25 protein-coding genes and 6 tRNA genes are annotated in these 19,964 nt (G+C 50.0%); 21 read left to right on the top strand and 10 right to left on the bottom strand.

The features are described 5' to 3' along the window. Window positions 1-521: 521 nt before the first annotated feature. The gene (locus EL645_RS13015; RefSeq protein ID WP_126550620.1) at window positions 522-1,148 is read right to left on the bottom strand and encodes an HNH endonuclease; all 627 of its coding nucleotides are present in this window, start codon (window positions 1,146-1,148) and stop codon (window positions 522-524) included. Between the two features lie 192 nt (window positions 1,149-1,340). Continuing rightward, window positions 1,341-1,568, bottom strand: a complete 228-nt coding sequence (locus tag EL645_RS13010; protein WP_126550619.1) for a helix-turn-helix domain-containing protein — start codon at window positions 1,566-1,568, stop codon at window positions 1,341-1,343. A gap of 218 nt (window positions 1,569-1,786) precedes the next feature. Here EL645_RS13010 and EL645_RS13005 point away from each other — a divergent pair, with 218 nt between their 5' ends. From EL645_RS13005 to EL645_RS38890, 7 genes are all read left to right on the top strand, one after another. Beyond that, on the top strand, window positions 1,787-2,281 hold the full coding sequence (locus EL645_RS13005; RefSeq protein ID WP_126550617.1) for a hypothetical protein: 495 nt from the start codon (window positions 1,787-1,789) through the stop codon (window positions 2,279-2,281). Between the two features lie 70 nt (window positions 2,282-2,351). Then, window positions 2,352-2,558 carry a hypothetical protein gene (locus EL645_RS13000; protein WP_126550615.1) on the top strand — a complete coding sequence of 69 codons (207 nt, stop codon included), beginning with the start codon at window positions 2,352-2,354 and terminating at the stop codon, window positions 2,556-2,558. 104 nt (window positions 2,559-2,662) lie between these two features. Further along, window positions 2,663-2,962, top strand: coding sequence for a hypothetical protein (locus EL645_RS12995; RefSeq protein ID WP_126550613.1), 300 nt, complete (start codon window positions 2,663-2,665; stop codon window positions 2,960-2,962). Further along, window positions 2,959-3,177: a hypothetical protein gene (locus EL645_RS12990; protein WP_126550611.1), complete on the top strand. Its 219-nt coding sequence runs from the start codon at window positions 2,959-2,961 to the stop codon at window positions 3,175-3,177. Before EL645_RS12995 ends, EL645_RS12990 begins: the two co-directional genes overlap by 4 nt. Further along, a complete protein-coding gene (locus tag EL645_RS39270) occupies window positions 3,177-3,341 on the top strand; it encodes a hypothetical protein (RefSeq protein ID WP_161977342.1) in 165 nt (54 codons plus the stop codon). The genes EL645_RS12990 and EL645_RS39270 overlap by 1 nt, the downstream gene beginning before the upstream one ends. Continuing rightward, entirely contained in the window at window positions 3,341-3,634 is a 294-nt protein-coding gene (locus tag EL645_RS12985; RefSeq protein ID WP_126550609.1) for a hypothetical protein, read from the top strand. Before EL645_RS39270 ends, EL645_RS12985 begins: the two co-directional genes overlap by 1 nt. After that, a complete protein-coding gene (locus tag EL645_RS38890) occupies window positions 3,631-3,912 on the top strand; it encodes a hypothetical protein (protein ID WP_136625205.1) in 282 nt (93 codons plus the stop codon). The genes EL645_RS12985 and EL645_RS38890 overlap by 4 nt, the downstream gene beginning before the upstream one ends. Window positions 3,913-4,087: 175 nt before the next feature. Here the strand turns inward: EL645_RS38890 and EL645_RS12975 are convergent. Both EL645_RS12975 and EL645_RS38885 read right to left on the bottom strand, forming a co-directional pair. Next, window positions 4,088-4,163, bottom strand: a tRNA-Met gene (locus EL645_RS12975). A 184-nt stretch (window positions 4,164-4,347) separates the two neighbouring features. Further along, the gene (locus EL645_RS38885) at window positions 4,348-4,572 is read right to left on the bottom strand and encodes a hypothetical protein (protein ID WP_136625204.1); all 225 of its coding nucleotides are present in this window, start codon (window positions 4,570-4,572) and stop codon (window positions 4,348-4,350) included. Between the two features lie 161 nt (window positions 4,573-4,733). Here EL645_RS38885 and EL645_RS12970 point away from each other — a divergent pair, with 161 nt between their 5' ends. Beyond that, complete coding sequence (locus EL645_RS12970) at window positions 4,734-5,858, top strand: helix-turn-helix domain-containing protein (protein WP_126550605.1); 1,125 nt, start codon at window positions 4,734-4,736, stop codon at window positions 5,856-5,858. 118 nt (window positions 5,859-5,976) lie between these two features. On the opposite strand, the gene EL645_RS12965 is transcribed toward EL645_RS12970, so the two are convergent. The 3 genes from EL645_RS12965 to EL645_RS12955 all read right to left on the bottom strand — a co-directional run bounded on the left by EL645_RS12965 (window position 5,977) and on the right by EL645_RS12955 (window position 6,258). Then, window positions 5,977-6,052: transfer RNA gene (locus EL645_RS12965), tRNA-Met, on the bottom strand. A 30-nt stretch (window positions 6,053-6,082) separates the two neighbouring features. Then, window positions 6,083-6,155 (bottom strand) — tRNA-Met (locus EL645_RS12960). Window positions 6,156-6,182: 27 nt separating this feature from the next. After that, window positions 6,183-6,258 (bottom strand) — tRNA-Met (locus EL645_RS12955). Window positions 6,259-6,707: 449 nt separating this feature from the next. Here EL645_RS12955 and rsgA point away from each other — a divergent pair. Beyond that, window positions 6,708-7,760: a ribosome small subunit-dependent GTPase A gene (gene rsgA / locus EL645_RS12950; protein WP_126550603.1), complete on the top strand. Its 1,053-nt coding sequence runs from the start codon at window positions 6,708-6,710 to the stop codon at window positions 7,758-7,760. A gap of 297 nt (window positions 7,761-8,057) precedes the next feature. On the opposite strand, the gene selA is transcribed toward rsgA, so the two are convergent. The 3 genes from selA to EL645_RS12935 all read right to left on the bottom strand — a co-directional run bounded on the left by selA (window position 8,058) and on the right by EL645_RS12935 (window position 10,165). Continuing rightward, window positions 8,058-9,446 (bottom strand): L-seryl-tRNA(Sec) selenium transferase, encoded by a 1,389-nt coding sequence (gene selA / locus EL645_RS12945; RefSeq protein WP_126550601.1) that lies wholly within the window; start codon window positions 9,444-9,446, stop codon window positions 8,058-8,060. A gap of 30 nt (window positions 9,447-9,476) precedes the next feature. Beyond that, window positions 9,477-9,845: a type II toxin-antitoxin system PemK/MazF family toxin gene (locus EL645_RS12940; RefSeq protein ID WP_281276295.1), complete on the bottom strand. Its 369-nt coding sequence runs from the start codon at window positions 9,843-9,845 to the stop codon at window positions 9,477-9,479. 95 nt (window positions 9,846-9,940) lie between these two features. Continuing rightward, a complete protein-coding gene (locus EL645_RS12935) occupies window positions 9,941-10,165 on the bottom strand; it encodes a hypothetical protein (RefSeq protein ID WP_126550596.1) in 225 nt (74 codons plus the stop codon). 367 nt (window positions 10,166-10,532) lie between these two features. On the opposite strand from EL645_RS12935, the gene EL645_RS12930 reads away from it, so the two are divergent. The 12 genes from EL645_RS12930 to EL645_RS12875 all read left to right on the top strand — a co-directional run bounded on the left by EL645_RS12930 (window position 10,533) and on the right by EL645_RS12875 (window position 19,952). Beyond that, window positions 10,533-10,613, top strand: a tRNA-Tyr gene (locus tag EL645_RS12930). 35 nt (window positions 10,614-10,648) lie between these two features. Beyond that, window positions 10,649-10,720: transfer RNA gene (locus EL645_RS12925), tRNA-Thr, on the top strand. A gap of 256 nt (window positions 10,721-10,976) precedes the next feature. Beyond that, window positions 10,977-12,182 (top strand): elongation factor Tu, encoded by a 1,206-nt coding sequence (gene tuf / locus EL645_RS12920; RefSeq protein WP_126550594.1) that lies wholly within the window; start codon window positions 10,977-10,979, stop codon window positions 12,180-12,182. Between the two features lie 122 nt (window positions 12,183-12,304). Then, complete coding sequence (rpmG, locus tag EL645_RS12915) at window positions 12,305-12,472, top strand: 50S ribosomal protein L33 (RefSeq protein ID WP_126550592.1); 168 nt, start codon at window positions 12,305-12,307, stop codon at window positions 12,470-12,472. Window positions 12,473-12,542: 70 nt separating this feature from the next. Beyond that, the gene (gene secE / locus EL645_RS12910) at window positions 12,543-12,944 is read left to right on the top strand and encodes a preprotein translocase subunit SecE (protein WP_218031826.1); all 402 of its coding nucleotides are present in this window, start codon (window positions 12,543-12,545) and stop codon (window positions 12,942-12,944) included. A gap of 33 nt (window positions 12,945-12,977) precedes the next feature. After that, entirely contained in the window at window positions 12,978-13,547 is a 570-nt protein-coding gene (gene nusG, locus EL645_RS12905) for a transcription termination/antitermination protein NusG (RefSeq protein WP_126550591.1), read from the top strand. A gap of 49 nt (window positions 13,548-13,596) precedes the next feature. After that, a complete protein-coding gene (rplK, locus tag EL645_RS12900; RefSeq protein WP_126550590.1) occupies window positions 13,597-14,019 on the top strand; it encodes a 50S ribosomal protein L11 in 423 nt (140 codons plus the stop codon). Window positions 14,020-14,071: 52 nt separating this feature from the next. Further along, entirely contained in the window at window positions 14,072-14,788 is a 717-nt protein-coding gene (gene rplA / locus EL645_RS12895) for a 50S ribosomal protein L1 (protein WP_126550588.1), read from the top strand. Window positions 14,789-15,532: 744 nt separating this feature from the next. After that, window positions 15,533-16,072, top strand: a complete 540-nt coding sequence (gene rplJ, locus EL645_RS12890; RefSeq protein WP_126550586.1) for a 50S ribosomal protein L10 — start codon at window positions 15,533-15,535, stop codon at window positions 16,070-16,072. 16 nt (window positions 16,073-16,088) lie between these two features. Then, a complete protein-coding gene (gene rplL, locus EL645_RS12885) occupies window positions 16,089-16,469 on the top strand; it encodes a 50S ribosomal protein L7/L12 (RefSeq protein WP_126550585.1) in 381 nt (126 codons plus the stop codon). Window positions 16,470-16,731: 262 nt separating this feature from the next. Beyond that, the gene (rpsO, locus tag EL645_RS12880) at window positions 16,732-17,019 is read left to right on the top strand and encodes a 30S ribosomal protein S15 (protein WP_126550583.1); all 288 of its coding nucleotides are present in this window, start codon (window positions 16,732-16,734) and stop codon (window positions 17,017-17,019) included. A gap of 476 nt (window positions 17,020-17,495) precedes the next feature. Next, window positions 17,496-19,952 carry a polyribonucleotide nucleotidyltransferase gene (locus tag EL645_RS12875; RefSeq protein ID WP_126550581.1) on the top strand — a complete coding sequence of 819 codons (2,457 nt, stop codon included), beginning with the start codon at window positions 17,496-17,498 and terminating at the stop codon, window positions 19,950-19,952. Window positions 19,953-19,964: the final 12 nt, after the last annotated feature.

The following is a 19,964-nucleotide window of genomic DNA, read 5'->3' as shown; positions in this document are numbered from 1 at the left end:
TCCCCATCGATTACCGTCGCCAGATAGTGTCTTGCTGCATTTTGTGTAGCATGTTAAGATGATATTGACGATAAGCAATCGTTGGTTAACTTACTGATTAATCAAAATGTGCTCGACGCCGTGTCGTTAACCGGCCCTTGCAAGGGTTCTAGTAGTCGGCAAAAACTTAACTAGAACCCATCCATTCTGATTATTCTCACGTCGCCGAGGACATCCCCCAGCTCAAATTTTTCTTCATCCTTTTTTCCTCTGAGAACACTGCTCAGCTAACTTGATCGTTTGTCTCGTCATGAGTATGAGAACAAGCTTTCGATTATGGTTGTTTCCTTCACAGTTTATAGTAATTCGATGCGCTTGAATAGTCTTTTATATTTTTATGTCCGCTATTGCCGATTGTGCTTTATTGTGTTGTGTTGTGCTGTGTTGTGATACATTATTAATGTGTAAAGAGGAGGTGATAACGAAAAGCTATCGGCTTTGTAATCTCGATAACAAACAGGTATCACCAACCCTTGCAAGGGTTACTTGTATAGATTGATGCCAGTAACATTTTTAATGGTTAAAGGTCGATCGTAAACTTTAGACAAGACCAGCAAGAGCTTATTGGCCAAATTCCTGGTTACTCTATCACCATATAGGATGCGATTTAGGCTTTTAGGGGTTATTTCGCTAGCCCTTGCCAAATCTGCTAAGGTGATAGTGAGGTTTTCATGAAGCTCCTGGATGGAGTATTGTTGTTTTTCTTCCAATCGAGGTGCAATATATCTGGTTTGTTTTGGGCGTGTTGACCACCTTGGTTGTTGTAGCGTCGAGGTGGTATTTCCAGCGCTTTCACGGGTTTTCAAATATTGAGAGATACGATTGATTGTTGCATCTCCGAATATTTCGACCAGGGCAGCTCCTACAAGATTACTTTTTTTATAGTTGCACTGGAAACACGCTGGAATACAGTTTGTTGCTGTTGTCCCAGCGACTGAAACAGGAACAAAGTGTTCTAGGACCTGGAATGGATGGTTTAAACAATAAGCACAAAGCCCATTGAAATCAGCAATCGTTTGTTCCCATTCTTCACATGAAAGGGTTGCAGGCATACCGAATGATCTAGCTCTGCTACGGTGTGTTTGTGTTCTTATATGCTCTGTGATCATTAATCACTCCATGCTATAGTAAAAACAATTGCCCTACAAATCATACCTGGATGGGTTATAAGATGGCTTGCGAAGCTAGTCGAGACGACCAGAAAGGTGATAGAAAAAAATCCCCTCGCATGTTAGAATGAGGCGTCTACAGGGGAAGCATGGCGACAGGGGCCTAATCCAGTCAGTACCATGCTTCCCTGGCTATGCCGCGTCATCGTCCGTATCCTCAGCAGCTGCATCTTCTTTAGCAGAAGCTTCTTGACCTTTAATGAATTCGTCGACGGCCTCTGCTCGAAACCTCCAGCTCTTACCGACCTTAAAGCCTTTTAGCTTTCCAGCTTTGATCTGCCGCGTAACGGTCCGCTCGCTGACATCAAGCATTTTTGCTACTTGTTCAAGTGAATAAATCCCATCAGCCATAGTGCTCATGTGGCCTCCTCTCGTGATTTTATGCGTAAACATGTCGTTAACAGTCTCGCTACTTCCATAATATAGCATATCTGTCTTTAATAGTCAATCAATTTTATTCAATAGTGATAAATTGACGATATTGGTAGCAAAATGCCTTGACTGTCCACTACTGTCATGTTATAATCTTCACATACCAAGAGAAACGCAACCGCAAAGCAAAGAGAGGGATTTCAAAAATGGCAAGCAAAGTTGTAAAGCAAGTGCAGATCATCGCCCGTTACACCCACAAGTGCAATACAGTTCCTACCGGTCTGGTGAGCTACAAAGTTCGCTCCTCTAATGGCAAGAACGAATATTGCACCACTCTCCTGCATGGCCAGGCAATCGGCTGCAGCTGCCCAGCTCGCAAACCTTGCTACCACATGACCCAGCTGGAGACCATCGAGCAGGCTCGCCGCGCTGAGGCTGCGAAGAAAGCCTTTGAAGCGGCCCAGACCGCTACTACTCCTATCGATGCTCCTGTACAGCCTGCAGCTACTCAGGACGAGCAGACGACCGTATCAGAGGCGCCTGCAGTTACTCCTGAGCAGATCGAAGTGTTGATCCAGGATCACGAATTGACCTTGTTGGCGCTGGCCATGAAACCAGCGAAGCCGGTCGCCGCTCCGACTCCCGACATTGGTACGCGCGGCAATTTGAACGGCTCCCGCGGCTTCTCTTTTATGAGATAGTCGCCAGACGCCCGCGTTTCTCTCTACTTCATTTCAGTTCATTATTCAGCTACGAAAGGGATTTACAGCTATGAGCAAAGTTACATTCACCATCGAAGAGTCCAATGTTGCCCCTGTCCGTTGTCATCTGGTGGCCAGCGATAACCAGTACGATGTGTACGTCTCTGAGGATGGCACAGCGAGCCTGGATGAGTGGAATGGTGATGAGTGTCGGTGTGTGGAGTCCTGGCCAGTCACACGCGCTGTGGTTGAGCAGGCCATGAAAAAAGCGTGCTAATCCCAGCTGCTACAGTCGATTAGCACGCCTCTACCAATATTCTCCGCGGGGAGTAGCGTCAACTGCTCTCCGCTTAGTAGAAAGTCTACAGAAAGATTACCATAATGCAAGATTTTCAACAAGAGCCAAACGTACCGACTCCCTATCCCTTCGATGTTCCCAGGGGCGCGCCCATCAAGCTCAAACAGGCCAACTTCTACGAATTCAGCCTCTGGCCAGATGGTTCAATCATCATCGAGCATCGCTTTGAGCCAGCATTTACCAAGCTGAGCGCCCAGGAAGCGCGCGCTTTAAGAAACTTCCTCAATAGTGGCGACGTACGCGCTGGTCTGGGCATAGCTTTAGACTGCCCGCCCTATCGCCCTGCTACACCCTTGCAAGGGAAGGAAGGTAACGCACAATGAGCAAGAGACGACGCGATGAAGACTATGAGTATGTAGCAGTCCCTATCATCCAGTCGGATTACATCGAGCATACCGATGACAATCCTTTTTGTTATGACCCTACATGCCCTTGCAAGGAGGACCAGGAGCAAATACAGCGAACAAATGAGGCATACCAGGGCGGGCTGCTGACCGGCTCTGAGGCCACACGCCGGGTTATGGGGAGGTCGATTTAATGCGACAGAATTATGACATCTTCACCCAGGACGGCGAGCTTTACGCATGTGTGTATGTGACCGGCGAGGATGAGGCCGAATGTGAAGAGGGTATCACTACCTACCTGAGTACGAAACAAGATTGTTATGCGTTCCTGGCCAGTGATGAAAGCGAGGATGAGTAATGGAGAGACAAACATATATGCTGGTCCCCTCGACCACACGCGGCCGTTATGCGCTCGACAGAGCTGATGGTGCGGACGTTTCGAGTAATCAGTACATCGCAATTAAGATTGGCAGTCGCTGGGTGCCTGGGACCGTTGAATTTGCGCGGCCGAACTCAAAAGGGCCGGTGCCTGGTACATGTGTGACTGAGAGTGTGTCCAATCCTTTACCAGTGGGCGCCTGCTACTACTTCATTAGCAATGACGGCGATATTGTTGGTTTATGTGTCGGTATGAGGGTAAGAATATTATGAGCCTGGTCACCATTCAAAACATGATTGTACACATTGCTGGGAGTCAGGAGGGCTCCCAGCTGGTGCCCAACATTCCTATGAGCAATCCTTACTTTATACGAGGGTATGAAATATCGCTGCATTCGAAAGAGCATCGCGAGGATACTGAGTTTTCAGACGCTGACATTATCGAGCTGTTGAGAGACCTGGTCGAACAGGTCGAGGACAATAAGGAGCCTGGTTCCATTGAATATTACGCTGGCTCCATCTGTGGACTCATTGTCGCTAGGTGTTTGTAAGAGGAACTGTCTATTCTGGCGGCGTAGCTCAGTCGGTAGAGCAAGGGACTTATAAGCCCAGATAAAATATGATATACTCCAATTGATGCAGGTGTAAGCAAGTGATAATGACATATGACACAGGGACCAGTCATTTTCACAAAAAAAGAGGAGCTCTTTTGAGCTCCCCATAAGATGGTAGCGGCGACAGGAATCGAACCTGTGACACAGGGCTTATGAGTCCCTTGCTCTACCGACTGAGCTACGCCGCCATAATAGACAGATCCTTGTTTTAGTAGGGATTTTGCTGTCGTTTCTTTACGGCACTATAATATCACGACTATCAATAGGATGCAAGGGGTTATTGGATGAATTTTGTCGGATTGACAAAATTCATCAAGCGGCCTGTGATAAAGTAAATAAGAATATATTATTTATTGTAAACGGCGCGAACAGCTAACGTACAACACGGTTATAGGTTTCAATTACGATTTCTAGCGCCTGCTGCTCTCCAACAAATGTTTCAAGCTCTTCCTGGTATGAACCCAGTGTGCTATATCTATGATTAATTATGTCATGCCTGGAAGTGATAGCATAGCCAGATAGCATCTGATTCATTGCCCCACAAACCGTTTCTATTTGCTCCCTGAGCCTTGCCACTTCACTCCTACATTCACCCATAGCCCCGGCTCCTTTCTTCCTATTCGTATTGTCAAAAACCTTAAAAGCTTGATATACTAGACATAGCTTCCAAATACAGTATTAAACTAAAAAAGTTCAGTTTTACAGGACATCTATCGCTTATTGGTGTGGATAGGTCGGAGTTAGGAAGAGGACAGACGATGTCAGTACATGCTAAAAAAAATCGTAGCAGTTCGCCATTAGCTCAAGTTGTACGCGAGTATCGCGATAAGTATACATTAACCCAGGAACAGTTAGCTAATGATTTATCTATCGATGTACGTACACTGAGACGCTGGGAAAGTGGGGATACGCTGCTCCATGATGTACGTGAATTACGGCGTATTGCCACTTTGCTGGGCGCAGAACCTGAGCGACTGGGGATCGCCAAGTCTACATATACAATATTGACGGTGGATCAGATCGATGCCGTTTTACATCATGTCTGGGAATTAATCCATGTAGCCCGTAGTTATGAAGCCAACAACCTGATCGAGCGCTTACTGCAGGATCTTAATACACAGATCGTAACAGAGAATCCCGTTCTGCTACAAAAGCTAGCCCAGGCGCTACACCTGGCAGGTTATGTTAAATCAGTGATTACCAGGGCGAATGAAGCCTCTTATTCGCTCAATTATTATCGCGAGATGGAACGTGTATCGCGCCTGATCCGCAATGACACCCTGCTAAATATTGCCCTGACCTATGAAGGAGATATGTACTGCCGCGGTGGAGATATCCAAAAAGGTATCACATACCTGGAAGCTGCACGTGATACCACGCCAAAGGCGGACGTGGCCGCAAGAGGTAATGGTATCCAGTTATTAGGGCGCGCATATCTACGCGCGGGCAGAATTGATGATTTTGAAAACGTCATGGCGCTGGCGGAAGAATTATCCTATCAAGTTGATCCGCAGCAAAGTAGTACCTGTGGCCAATATAGCCCGGGCACGGTCTATGAAGAATATGGTCGCAGCTACACCCACCTGGGCGATATGCAAAAAGCAATGGAATATCTGGATAAAGCCGAAAAAAGTTTAGAGCCAACCAAGCATTGGGAGATATTGATAAAAACGGCACGCGCCATGGCACTGGTACGGGGAGGTGAGATAAAGAGTGGGGCAGAGCTGGCCGTTGAATCCATCGAACAGTGTCGCGAACATGGAACGATTCGTTTGATGGAGCGCATTTACGGTGTACAAAAATATCTGGACCACCTGACACGAGAAATCGGCATGGTAGGAGCAACCCTGAGAGAAGCACTGGATGGACCAATAGAATATTGAGAAATAAACCCTCTCTATATATTAGGAATATTCTCTTAGACGGTATCAGATATTGCAGGCAACGATCACAAAAATGGATAAAAAAGAACCCCTTCCATAGGATTTATGGAAGGGGTTCTGGTAGCGGGAACAGGATTCGAACCTATGACCTCCGGGTTATGAGCCCGACGAGCTAACCACTGCTCTATCCCGCGTCAATATAGGGTTAAGTGCAAAAGCACTGATAGCGGGAACAGGATTCGAACCTGTGACCTCCGGGTTATGAGCCCGACGAGCTAACCACTGCTCTATCCCGCGTCAATATAGGGTTAAGTGTAAAAACACTGGTAGCGGGAACAGGATTCGAACCTGTGACCTCCGGGTTATGAGCCCGACGAGCTAACCACTGCTCTATCCCGCGACAACTTCCATAGGATACTACAATCCCCGCCGAATGTCAAGTAGTGTTAAATAATTGTCCCAAAAGCAGGCAGTCATATCGTACACAGATGCCAAAAAAACCAACGAAAATCCTGTCACATTTACTCATTGACAAACGTATAATGATTCTAGTATGCTCTTAAAAGAATACTGTTTTTTCAAATTCTGGCTCGTCCAGTCAAGGAGGTGCAGTTTTATGGCCAAGTTCACTTACTCACCTACTGTGCCTGCATGCACCTTGTCTACCCGGCATGAGGGTAAAGGGCGAAAACCATATAGCCAGGTCCCCGGTATCCCCCAGCGATGCGGAGTACCTGACTAGCGCGACACATGGCGCAAGGTTCGTTCCGCTCCCTCCAGCACGGTAGGCAGATTCGATGATTACTGTTCACACCGTGTTTTTTTATTCTCTGTGGAGGGAATATACCATTGATTAATAACCCGGCACAACTGACCGGCATGGTCCTCAACGGCGCACATGGCATTTATGATGTTCATACCGATGATGGTATCTTGCGCTGTACCCTTCGAGGCAAACTCAAGAAAGCTTTCGCGCAAGCTAATACCGCGAAACCTGTAGGCAAAATACGTCAAAGCCAGCAACGCAACAACAAGTACGATATACAAAATCAAGCAGCGCGTGTTGAACGAATAGAGAAACGCGACAGTACAGAAAATGCTGCCCCTACACGACTCTCAGTTGGAGATTACGTCATAATACGCAGGTTGGACGAGACAACCGGCCTGATCGAAGAGATTCTCCCCAGAAAAAGTGAGCTTTCCCGGATGGATGCAGGCTCCACCTCGAAAAAATTGGTCCAGCAAACCCTGCTCGCCAATCTCAATCAAGTAGTAGTAGTGTTCTCAACCGCCCAACCAGAACCACACTTTGGTTTATTAGATCGTTACCTCACCATCTGCGAATCGGCACAACTCCCCCCCGTTATCTGTATTAATAAGGCCGACCTCCCTCATAGTAGCTATATCGAGGAAGAAACAAAGCTATACATTACCCTCGGCTACCAGGTCATCTTTACCAGTACCCAGGTAGAGCGAGGAATTGATCAATTGCGTGACCTTTTAAAGGATCATACAACCCTGTTTACAGGGCCGTCCGGGGTGGGTAAATCCTCGCTGGTAAATGCCATCGAGCCTGGAATGGCGATTCGGACAGGACTTGTCAGCGACGCGACCGGCAAGGGCAAGCACACCACCACCGGTTCGCAGCTCTACCCTCTCTCAGTGGGAGGCTGGCTGGCTGATTCAGCGGGTATTCGTGCGTTGGCGGCCTGGAACATTCCACCCGAAGAATTGGCCTGGTGTTTCGTCGAATTCCGTCCCTATATAGGCGAGTGCCTGTATGGAGATTGCGCCCACCTGGACGAAGAGGGCTGTGCCATTCGCCAGGCGGTCAACGATGAATTGATCTATGAGCGTCGCTATCGCAGCTATGTACGCATTTATACAGGCGAAGAGCGTTAAATAAGACAAAAGAAGAGCGGTAGCTGTCTGGGCTCGAACCCGGGACAGCCGCCGCTCTTCTTTTTTTTGAAGATCTATAAGATGTTTATTAAGAATATGTCTTATCCTCATGATCTCCGCGCTCTTCACGCCTGAGTTTGAGCGCCAAAGGCGCTCAAGGAGTTTTCTTGTGTGGTGCGTGCAAAAAGTGCGATGGGCGCACTTTTTGCACGCACCACACAAGAAAAAAAGCGTGGGCTCAGCGCACGTCCGCGTAAGAGCGGCACGCTTCCCAGGATGATGGCAGTAAGACACATACTAAGCGGCTAAAATGACCAGCAGGGCGGCGATAATCTCAGTATCTTGCTCTTCCAGGACCGTGCGCGGATCGAGATAAAGCGTGTCGCGGGAGATTCTGGTGATGATGGGAGTACTATGAGAGCGCAGACGTTGAGAGATGGTCTCCAACGAGAGAGACAAAGACGTGGCATCCAGAGCTAGCAAGGTAGTAGGTAACGTCTCGCCCGGCAGCGAGCCGCCGCCAATAGTGGATTGTCCAGGCTGCGTATGGACAGCCAGACCCAGGGCGGTCAACTGGTGGGCCCAATCAGCGGCCCGGCGAGCAATCTTCTCAGGCCGAGCCGCAATCATGCGCCAGACGGGAATCTGTGTCTCAGCCTCACCGCGCTGATAATGGCGCAAAGTAGTCTCAAGTGCCGCCAGCGTCATCTTATCAATACGCACAGCGCGCATCAAAGGATGTTTAGCCAGGCGCGCAATCACCTCAGCCTTACCCAGCAAAATGCCCGCCTGCGGTCCCCCCAACAATTTATCCCCCGAGAAACAGACCAGGTCAGCCCCGGCCGCCAGGCTCTCCTGTGGCGTAGGCTCATGGGCAAGGCCATACTTTTCGCACTCCAGCAGACAGCCACTACCCAGATCATCCATTACCAGCAATCCCCGCTCTTGAGCCACTTCCGCCAGAGCAGCAATCGAAGTAGACTCGGTAAAGCCAGTGATCAAAAAATTGCTAGGATGGACCGCTAAAAGTACTGCCGTACGCTCAGTGATAGCAGAAACATAATCAGCAATGCGAGTGCGATTGGTCGTCCCCACCTCCACCAGCTGGCAGCCGCTCTGGCGCATCACATCAGGAACGCGAAAGCCACCACCAATCTCAACCAGTTGTCCCCGTGAAATCACCACCTCGCGTCCCAGGGCCAGCGCGCTCAATCCCAGCAGCACAGCGGCAGCATTATTATTCGTCACCAGGGCCGCCTCAGCGCCAGTCAATTCACGCAACAGAGCGCCTACATGAACATGGCGTGAACCTCGTGTTCCCAACTCCACATCATACTCAAGATTAGAATAGCCACTGGAGACCTGTTGGACCGCCAGCAAAGCAGCCTGGCTGAGTGGAGCGCGGCCCAGATTAGTATTAATAATCACACCGGTAGCATTGATAACTGGTCTTAGTTGAGGATGAAACTGCTGTTTGAGGGATAATTCAGCCGCCGCCAGCAGCGATTCAAGAGAAGGACAGGTCCCACCCGCCCGAATAGCATCCCGCGCCTGAGACACACTCAAACGCAGCGCACTGACAGTCAGCGCATGAGAAAAAGTCAGAGTCATCGCTTCACCTTGTGGAGTATGCAACAACTCATCGACAGAAGGGAGTAAACGAAATTGGTTTTGATCGAGCGTCATAAGCGAGTATCTACCGGCACATATAAGGGACTAATGTAGAGAATAGAACATCGTAATGGCCAGGCTATTCGCGACCTTCCCCATCACAGCCCGTAAATCAGCATCATTAAGACGGCAAATAGCATACTGATCAGCCAGCAAACTACGCAGGATAGGATACATTAACTCTGTTTTCACCAGGCTATCAGTATCAAGTAAAGGATAATCGCGTTTAAGAAGGAGATGATGATAAGGGCGCAGTTTCCCACGATATGAAGTGAGAGCAACCACATTCACAGCCCCTGCATGACGACAAAAGGGCTCACCTGACACCACCAGAGCGGGGTGCCAATCTAGAATGCGTTTCTCTTCAATCCCAGGAGGGAGAGTAGGATAACCGAAATTCACCCAATACACCATGCCAAACTGCACAGGCGTAAGGTAGGTGAGAGCTTCCGGTGCAATTTCAGGAGGATGAGGCATGGCAATTAAACTAACACATCTTCACTAGAAAACTACGGACGAGCAAGAGCAACCGGAGAATAGGATTGAACGTCACTGGTCTCGAGCTGTGAATGGAAACAAGCCGAAGTCAGAGCCCAAGACTGAGCGACGAGGCTAAGACGCTCTTCACGTTCATCCTGACTCTCTTCTTGTAATGCAACAGCTATGAGTTCCATTTCACGCTGATACTGCTCACTAAGCAAGGAAGAACGGCTGAAGTCACAATTCGTCGCCATAGAAGCTACCTCTTATTCCTAAATCCAAACAGATTACTCATACATTGAGTAGCGGAAATCGATTCGTTGCAAAACAGCACATGTTAATGCTGCTTAACTGCTATCAGTTCCGCCCACACAATTGAAAGGCATGAGGTGTGATGAATTTCTCCAACGTTGGAGATTATACCAGCAATTTAGGCAAGACGCAATGCTTTTGGCAATGACTTTCCTGCGCCCGGGCAAACGGAGGTAAATTTATCAATTTATCCATCCATGAAAAAAAATGGTAAAAAAGGTGTTGACACAACTGATTGAGTCGGCTATAATGTGGGCGTTGATCACTCAGAGCGATCACTCAGACGAACCGGAGTGTTTGACAATATAGGGGCAGTTACCAAAGTGGCCAAATGGGACTGACTGTAAATCAGTTGCGCAAGCTTCGGAGGTTCGAATCCTCCACTGCCCACCGCTATCAATGACTCCAGGTATTGGTAGTATCAAGCCCGTGTGGCGCAGAGGTAGCGCACATTCTTGGTAAGAATGAGGTCATGGGTTCAAGTCCCATCACGGGCTTCCGTGGTTACTATATGATGAGTGGGCTCGGCGTTCTTCACGCCTCATGCCCACCTTCATAGATTCCGCGCGTAGGTTTTTATATAAAAAGATCTTGCTGCCGTCTTCTGATTGATCGTCAACTCCCGTTCGTATTACCGTAGGGAAGTTTTAACTTTGTTTGACGATCAGATACAGGAGACGGCTGCTGCATGTCTATACCCATTGCTATCTGATCTGATCGTAAGCAGGATTGCAGAAGGAGCCACAGTAGGAAATGGCGAAGAAAAAGTTCGAGCGAACAAAGCCACATGTGAACATTGGAACCATTGGACACATTGACCATGGCAAGACAACCTTGACCGCGGCCATCACAAAAGTGTTAGCCAACGCCCAGCTTGCCAAATACACGGCTTTTGACCAGATCGACAAAGCTCCCGAAGAGCGCGAGCGTGGTATCACCATCTCGATTGCTCACCTGGAGTATGAGACTGAGAAGCGCCACTATGCGCACGTCGACTGCCCTGGTCACGCTGACTACATTAAAAACATGATCACCGGTGCCGCCCAGATGGACGGTGCTATTCTTGTGGTAAGTGCCCCAGACGGCCCAATGCCTCAGACCCGTGAGCACGTACTGCTTGCCCGTCAGGTAGAAGTGCCATCGATGGTGGTCTTCCTCAACAAAGTCGACATGATGGATGACGAAGAGTTGCTAGAGTTGGTTGAGTTGGAAGTGCGCGAACTGCTCTCCAAAAACCAGTTCCCTGGCGACGACATCCCAGTTGTTCGTGGCTCGGCCCTGGGTGCTCTTGAGAGCAAGGGTGACCTGTCCCGCAACGATCCAGCTGCCAAATGCATCTGGGAACTGATGGACCAGGTTGACTCCTACATCCCAACACCTCCACGTCCTACTGACCAGCCATTCTTGATGCCTGTTGAGGACGTCTTCGGTATTAAAGGTCGCGGTACTGTCGCGACCGGTCGTATCGAGCGTGGTATCGTCAAAACCGGCGACAATATCGAGATCGTCGGTATCCAGGAAGCCACCCGTTCAGTCGTGGTAACTGGCGTTGAAATGTTCCAGAAGACCCTGGACTCCGGCATGGCCGGTGACAACGTTGGTTGTCTGCTGCGTGGTGTTGAGCGTACCGACATCGAGCGCGGTCAGGTATTGGCCAAGCCCGGTTCGATCAAACCGCACAAGAATTTCCTGGCCCAGGTCTATGTCCTCTCCAAAGAAGAGGGCGGCCGTCACACACCATTCTTCAATGGCTATCGTCCTCAGTTCTATGTTCGTACCACGGACGTAACTGGCGCGATCAAATTGCCAGAGGGTGTTGAAATGGTTATGCCTGGTGACAACATCGAAATGACAGTTGAACTCATCCAGCCGGTCGCCATGGAAGAAGGCGTAAAATTCGCCATCCGCGAAGGTGGCCGAACCGTTGGTGCTGGTATCTGCACAAAGGTAATCAGCTAAGGTTATAGAACACATAGTGGGCGCAAGATAATTGCGCCCACTCCTGTCTCTAACAAGATAACCAGAACGACGACTACCCGCGTACGGAGCAAGCCAACCCCCAACCTTAAACGGAGAAAATAATGGCTAAAAGCAAAGAGAATCGCATTGTGGTAACCTTGGCTTGCACGACCTGCAAAAGCCGCAATTATACCACCTCGAAGAACAAAAAGAACAATCCTGAGCGCATGGAGCTAAGAAAATTCTGTAGCACATGTCGGCAGCCTGCACCTCATCGTGAGACCAAGTAAGAGAGCAGATTGTCTGCTTCAACGCATATGTTGAACCAGGCGCGATCGCTACTGATCAGAAAGGTTGAACGTGGCAAAGAACATGACTGACAGAAGAAAAAATGTCAGCCGAAGTCAGGCAACTGAAGTTAAACCGCGCGAGCGCGTTCAAACGACAGATAAAGCCACTCAGACTTCGGCCCGCGAAGAACGACGTGAGTCTGCCACCATGAAATCAACAAACAAAGCAGCGGCTCGACGTACATCTAATAAAAGCACCTCTATTTTTGCGCGTGCGCGCAACAATAAAATTGGTCGCTTTATCTATGATTCGTACTACGAACTGCGATACAAGGTGACCTGGCCGACCTTCGAAGAAGCCAGAAACATGACCGTTATGGTCGTGATTATCTCGGCCATTCTTGGAGCACTCTTATCCTTAGTCGATTTCGGGCTTTATCATCTCTTCATTCTTGTTATCGGTGGTAAGTAGCTTCGTCACCTGGAATTCATAAGGGGAAATGCCGTGGTTACTGAACGTACCGGAGACAAAGAGCCGCCCGAGGAGAAACGTGCCTGGTATGCTATTCACACATATTCGGGCTATGAGAACAAAGTGAGAAGTCACCTCGAGGCACGCATCGCATCGATGGACATGCGAAACAAAATTTTTCGTGTCATCGTACCGATGGAAGAAGAGGTGGAGATTAGACAGGGTCAGCGACGCACAGTACAGCGCAAGGTTTTTCCCGGCTACGTACTAGTCGAGATGATTATGAGCGACGAAGCCTGGTATGTCGTCCGTAACACGCCTGGAGTCACAAGCTTTGTAGGCTCTGGAACGCGCCCCGTTCCATTGCAAGAGCACGAGGTGCGGTCAATCTTAAAGCAAGTCACACAAGAGACCGACAAGCCCAAGGCGAAGGTCAGCTTCACCAAAGGCCAGAGTGTACGTGTGATAGATGGCCCATTTACAGAATTTATTGGCACGGTCAATGATATTAATATGGATCGTAATAAAGTGACTGTGCTTGTATCGTTCTTTGGTCGCGAGACCCCAGTGGTGCTAGATTTCCTTCAGGTCGAGAAAATCTGACCAGGGCACCAATCGTAGATAGACCCATTTTTGAGGAGTTTGAACAAACATGGCAAAGCGTATTAAAGCTGTAGTAAAGTTGCAGATCCCGGCCGGGAAAGCAACCCCAGCCCCCCCAATTGGTACCGCGCTTGGTCCTCACGGCATCAACTTGATGATGTTCTGTAAGGAATACAATGCTCGTACCGCTGATCAGGCTGGAATGGTCATCCCTGCTGAGATCACCATTTTCGAAGATCGCTCATTTACATTTATTACCAAGACCCCACCAGTGCCTGATCTGCTGAAGTCAGCCGCGGGTATCGCCGGGGGTTCTCCCACACCAAACAAAACCAAAGTCGGCTCGATCAGCCGCGCCAAACTGCGCGAGATCGCCGAATTGAAGATAAAAGATCTCAATGTTAATAGCATTGAGGCTGCAGAGAAAACAATCGAAGGTACTGCACGCAGCATGGGTGTCACCATCGAGTAATCCCTGCCCGAAAGTCACTGCGGTTTATTGCCACAAGGAGGGCAAATAAATAATGGCAACAAAAACACACGGAAAAAAGTATCTGGAAGCAATCAAGCTGGTTGATTCCGAGAAGCTGTATCAGCCACAAGAAGCTGTTTCACTCCTCAAAAAGATTAGCTATACCAAATTCGATCCTACGGTCGAAATTCACATGAAGCTTGGTGTCGATCCACGCCACGCTGATCAGATGGTGCGCGGTGTAGCTATGCTGCCCGCTGGCACTGGTAAAGAAGTTAAAGTGCTGGTCTTCGCACAAGGCGAGAAGGCTGCCGAAGCCGAGGCTGCCGGCGCCGATATTGTTGGTCTCGATGATCTCATCAAACAGATCGAGGGCGACTGGCTGGGTTTTGACGTAGCCATCGCAACCCCTGATGTGATGGGTAAAGTTGGTCGTCTCGGTAAAAAGCTGGGACCCCGAGGCCTGATGCCAAGCCCAAAAGCTGGCACCATTACCTTTGATCTGGCCAAGACGATCCGCGACGTGAAAGCTGGTCGTGTCGAATTTAAAGTCGACCGCACCGCATTGCTGCACATTCCTGCCGGCAAGCTTTCGTTCAGCGAAGAGGCTTTGATGCAGAACATCAGCTCTATCGTTGATTCGGTCGTGCGTGCCCGTCCTTCCGGTGCCAAAGGTACTTATGTGAAGAGTGTGGTTCTTTCATCGACTATGTCGCCGAGCATCCGTCTGGATGTTGCTGCCGCGACGGCTTTGAAGCCACAGGCGTAAGAGCAAGCCAAACAAAGAGGGTGTCCCGTGAGTGTCTCCGGGACACCCTCTTTGTTTGGCCGCCTACGGCGGCGGAAATAAATAAAAGGGTATTTGGGGACACCCCAAACCCCGGCAGGAGGACTAGCCGTCCTCCTGCACCTCCTGCCCTACAATAGGGAAAGTGAGTGCAAGGTCTCCTGCCTGGAATGTAGGGTGTCCCCACTAGCCTCCTCCCTTGCCCGAACAAGGGGTGCAGGGTCTCCCTGCCGGGGTTTGGGGTGTCCCCACTTACTTCTTCTTCTCTCCCTGCCACCGCAGGTGGCGGGGAGAATAGGAAAATCCCTGACTCTAAATATGGGGGAGTTTACATTTCATAAACGCTGTGGTATTATATGGAGGTTGTGCGCGAGCGCACATATTTAAAAGATGATTTTACTCATCGCCGAAGACAGCAAGCGTGCTGTAAAGCACCTAAGCGATCATTAAGATCGACTTGCCGAGGGGATACTATTCGCTAGCTCCATGCGAGGCCGTTTCAAACGGCAACGAGCGTATTTTTTCTCAGAATACGAGTGAGTCCGCAACAGAATAGAGGTTCTCTCCGGCCTTCGGTGGTTTATCGAAGGCATTTTTATTGCCCTTTTATACCAAGGTACACTGATTAATCTTCAGGCCACCAACGAACAGCTATGCAGGTGTTTTAAAGGGCCAGTAAGGTTGATCAAGCCGGAACACTATTCCAGGAAAGGAGGAGAGCACCTTATGCCAACACAGGCAAAAGAAGTGAAGATTGAGGAGTTAACAGACAAACTTGGTCGTTCATCCATTGCTATCCTGGTCCAAACCCAGGGCTTGAGCGTAAAGGACATGAACGAGCTGCGCAAAAAGATGCGCGACGCAAAGGTGGAGTTCCAGATTGCGAAAAACACCCTTCTGCGTATCGCAGCTGAGCGCAACAAGATGACCGCAGTCGATAATAAAATCTTCAACGGTCAGACAGCAGTCGCCTTCGGATATGAAGACGAAGTTGCTGCCGCCAAAGCTGTAACTGACTACATCAGCACCTCAAAGGTAGCAGTTCTCAAATCTGCCATTCTTGGTGGTCGTTCATTGACGGCCGAGCAAGTTGAAGGCATTGGCAAAATCAAAGGTGGCAAAGACCAGTCGAAAGCTGAAGTCGTTGGTACACTCCAGGGACCACTCGCCAGCGCTTACGGTCTATTCACCGCACCATTACGCGATCTTTGTTATGTGTTACAAGCACATGCAGAACAACTCAACAGCGGAGCTACCGCTGAATAATTAGGAGGAACCAACCATGGCTGTACAAGATATCATTGCTGAAATTGAGAAATTAAACGTACTCGAGCTTGTCGAGCTGACCAAAAACCTGCAAGAGAAATGGGGCGTTAGCGCTGCTCCAGTCGCTGCCGCTGCTGCTCCTGCCGCTGCTGCTGAGGCTGCTCCTGCCGCTGCTGCTGAAGAGAAAACCGAGTTCGACGCAGTTCTGACCGAAGTCGGTTCGAACAAAATCAACGTCATCAAAGTTGTCCGCGAACTGACAGGCCTGGGCCTGAAAGAGGCGAAGGCTGTCGTTGACGAGGCTCCAAAAGCCATTAAAGAAGGCGTCTCCAAAGAAGAGGCCGAGAAAATTGCTGCTAAACTGGCAGAGGTTGGCGCAAAAGTCACTGTTAAGTAAGACTGCTTATGCTAAGGCACCTCACCACCTGTCTACCGGCATGTCGGGGAGGTGCCTTTCCTTGCGCAGCGCATAACTATGCATGAGAGAGCACCAGGGGCAGTCATTCATTGCGCCCTTGAGGTATCCATGTTATAATGCGAACGTATACAACTACTTCCGAATCATTCAGACCGCGCAAGCATTGCCTTGTAAATGGCAATCTGAGTGCCTGGAAGCATCTTTTTTCCCACCCAAATTACATTGGAGGTGATTTAGTAACGTGGCATTGACTGTTGAAGAAAAAACAGAGATCATTGCGGATTCACGTGTCCATGAGACCGATACCGGTTCTCCCGAAGTGCAAATTTCAGTTTTGACACACCGCATTAACCAGCTCACAGAGCATTTAAAGGTTCATAAGCACGACCTCCATTCACGTCGGGGCCTGCTCATGCTAGTTGGCCAACGCCGACGCCTGCTTACCTATCTCAGTAAGAAGAGTCCAGAGCGCTATCGCGCATTGGTTGCCAAACTGGGTATCCGCGTCAAACTTGGCGCACGCCAGTAATTTCGAGGTTGCTGTGGATGCGGTCGGCGCAGCATGGCGAGCGCCGCACGTTATGCCCGACCGCTGCTCCATTTTTCTCCGCTTTATCCAGTCAGACAGTTGTTAGAGAGAAACGAGACGAACGCGAGAGTTAGAACAAGGGTATTCCCCCACAGAGAAGTACGTGATAGAGTAATTAGGGATCAGACCACAAACAAGCAGATGCATATGTCAGTGCGCTTGTACGCAAAGTTGTACCCTTATAAGTAAAGAGTAACTGCACCCAGTTTTACGTAGCATGCTATTCAATTGTATGAGCGCAACCGCCAGACAGGCGATCGCGCTTTGCTAAACGTGATCAGCTACAGTGATAGAGCGGCATAGTTAGCCGCAAGTGAGCAACGTTTCCAATCGCTTTTACGAGCATGGGATGCGCAGGGCTCTCAGCATAGATTCCAAGACAGAGATAGAATAGGGTGCCATTTATCGGAGGAAATATGATTCACCGTCAAGAAGCTGTTATCGGCGGTCGGGTAATGAGCATAGAGACCGGCCGGGTAGCAGAGCAGAGTAGTGGCGCAGTGTTGTTGCGCTACGGAGATACCGTAATCCTGGCAACTGTGGTAGGCAGTGACGAGCCTCGTGAAGGTATTGACTTTTTCCCACTAACTGTCGATGTAGAAGAGCGTATGTACGCTGCAGGTAAGATCCCTGGTGGTTTTATTAAGCGTGAGGGCCGTGCAACTGAACATGCCATTCTTTCTTGCCGCCTCGCCGATCGCCCACTCCGTCCTCTCTTCCCCAAAGGTTACCGCAACGATGTCCAGGTTGTTATCACCGTACTTTCTGCTGACCAGGAAAACGACTATGATATTCTCGGTATTGTTGGCGCATCTGCCGCTCTGAGCGTATCTGATATCCCCTTTGCTGGCCCTGTTGGTGCCGTCCGCGTTGGTTACATCGATGATCAATTTGTGATCAATCCGCTTGAATCCCAGATGGAACAGAGCAAATTAGACCTCGCCATCGCAGGTACAGCTGACGCTGTCATGATGGTTGAGGCTGGAGCGAAAGAACTGCCAGAAGAGTTGATGCTGGAGGCTGTTCGCTTTGGACATGAGAGCCTGCAAGACATCATCAAGATGCAAGATAAACTGGTGCAGGCTGTTAACCGGGCCAAACGTCCCTTTACGCCTCCTCCTGCTGATACGGAGTTGCAGACGAAAGTGGCAGAGTTCGTACGACCACGCTTCGAGGCTGCGGTTAATAACCCTGATAAGACAGCGCGTTCAACTGCCCTGAGCCTGGTGCAAGAGGAACTGGTTGCTGCTTTTAGCGAACAGTATCCTGAGCGTCTGAAGGAAATTATCGCTTTCTACGAAAAAGAGTTGAAAGCTTATGTCCGCAATAACATTCTGGATAATGGTCAGCGTCCCGATGGTCGCGATCTAAAGACGATTCGCGCGATCAATTGTGAAGTTGGCCTGCTGCCACGCACACACGGTTCAGCCATTTTCACCCGCGGACAAACCCAGGTCTTGAGCGTAGTTACGCTTGGTTCACCAGGAGATGAGCAGGTGCTCGACGGCCTGGTTGCGAGCGAAAATAAACGCTTTATGCACCACTATAACTTCCCACCTTATTCAACCGGTGAGAGTAAGCCCTTGCGCGGACCTGGCCGTCGTGAAATTGGTCACGGTGCCCTGGCTGAGCGCGCCATTGCGGCTATCATCCCTGCCCAAAACGAGTTCCCATATACCATTCGTGCCGTCTCGGATGTCCTTTCCTCCAACGGTTCGACCTCGATGGGTTCGGTCTGTGGCACAACCCTGGCGTTGATGGACGCTGGTGTGCCGATTCATGCTCCGGTCGCTGGTGTGGCGATGGGCTTGATCACCGGAGAAGGTGAGCGCGAAGGCAAATGGGCCGTCATGAGTGACATCCAAGGCATTGAAGATGCCCTGGGTGATATGGACTTCAAGGTAGCGGGTACCGCTGACGGTGTCACAGCACTGCAAATGGATATTAAAGTCAAAGGTATCACCTACGAAATTATGTCCAAGGCACTGGAACAGGCACGCGAAGGCCGTATGTTCATCATGGAGAAGATGCTCGATGCCATCGATGCACCTCGTGAAGAGCTGTCCGAGTTTGCACCCCGTATCCAGACCATTAAGATCAATCCCGACAAGATCGGTGCTGTTATCGGACCAGGCGGAAAAACTATCCGTAAGATCCAGGAAGAGAGTGGCGCTAAACTCGATATCGAGGATGATGGCTCAGTGAATATCTCAGCTGTCTCTGGCGAGTCGATGCAGCATGCCATGGATGCGGTGCGTGCCCTGACCGAAGAGGTTGAGGTTGGCCACATCTACACCGGTACCGTACGTCGTATCGTAGACTTCGGCTGTTTCGTCGAGATCCTGCCTGGCAAAGAAGGTCTGGTGCGTACCTCGCAGCTGGCCGACTACCAGGTTATGCGTCCAGAGGATGTTGTTTCTGTCGGTGATGAGATTACCGTGATGGTAATTGAAGTCGATGGGCAGGGACGCGTCAATCTGTCCCGCCGCTCAGCATTAAGCGGTGAGATGCCTACCCAGGCCGAAATGGAACAGGATCGCGGTAGCCGTGGCCCTGGCCGTGGTGGTCCTGGCCGTGGTGGCCCTGGCGGCTACGGTATGCGTGATCGCGACGGCGGACAAAACCGTGGCGGTTATAACAATGACCGTGGCGGTGGTGGTGGCTACGGCGGCGGTATGGGTGGCGGCCGTGATCGCGGTGGTTATGATCGCGACGGCGGACAAAACCGTGGCGGCTATAACAATGACCGTGGTGGTAGCGGTGGCGGTGGCTTTGGTCAGCGCCGCCCAATGGGAGGCCCCGGAGGCAATCGTAACACCGGTGGTCCTCGCCGTGACAACAACTTTGGCCAGCGTTCTGACCGCCGCTGGTAATACAACCACATC

It is taken from the genome of Dictyobacter kobayashii (assembly GCF_003967555.1).
Taxonomy (GTDB): Bacteria; Chloroflexota; Ktedonobacteria; order Ktedonobacterales; family Ktedonobacteraceae; genus Dictyobacter; species Dictyobacter kobayashii.
This window is presented reverse-complemented; position numbering and strand designations above follow the sequence as displayed.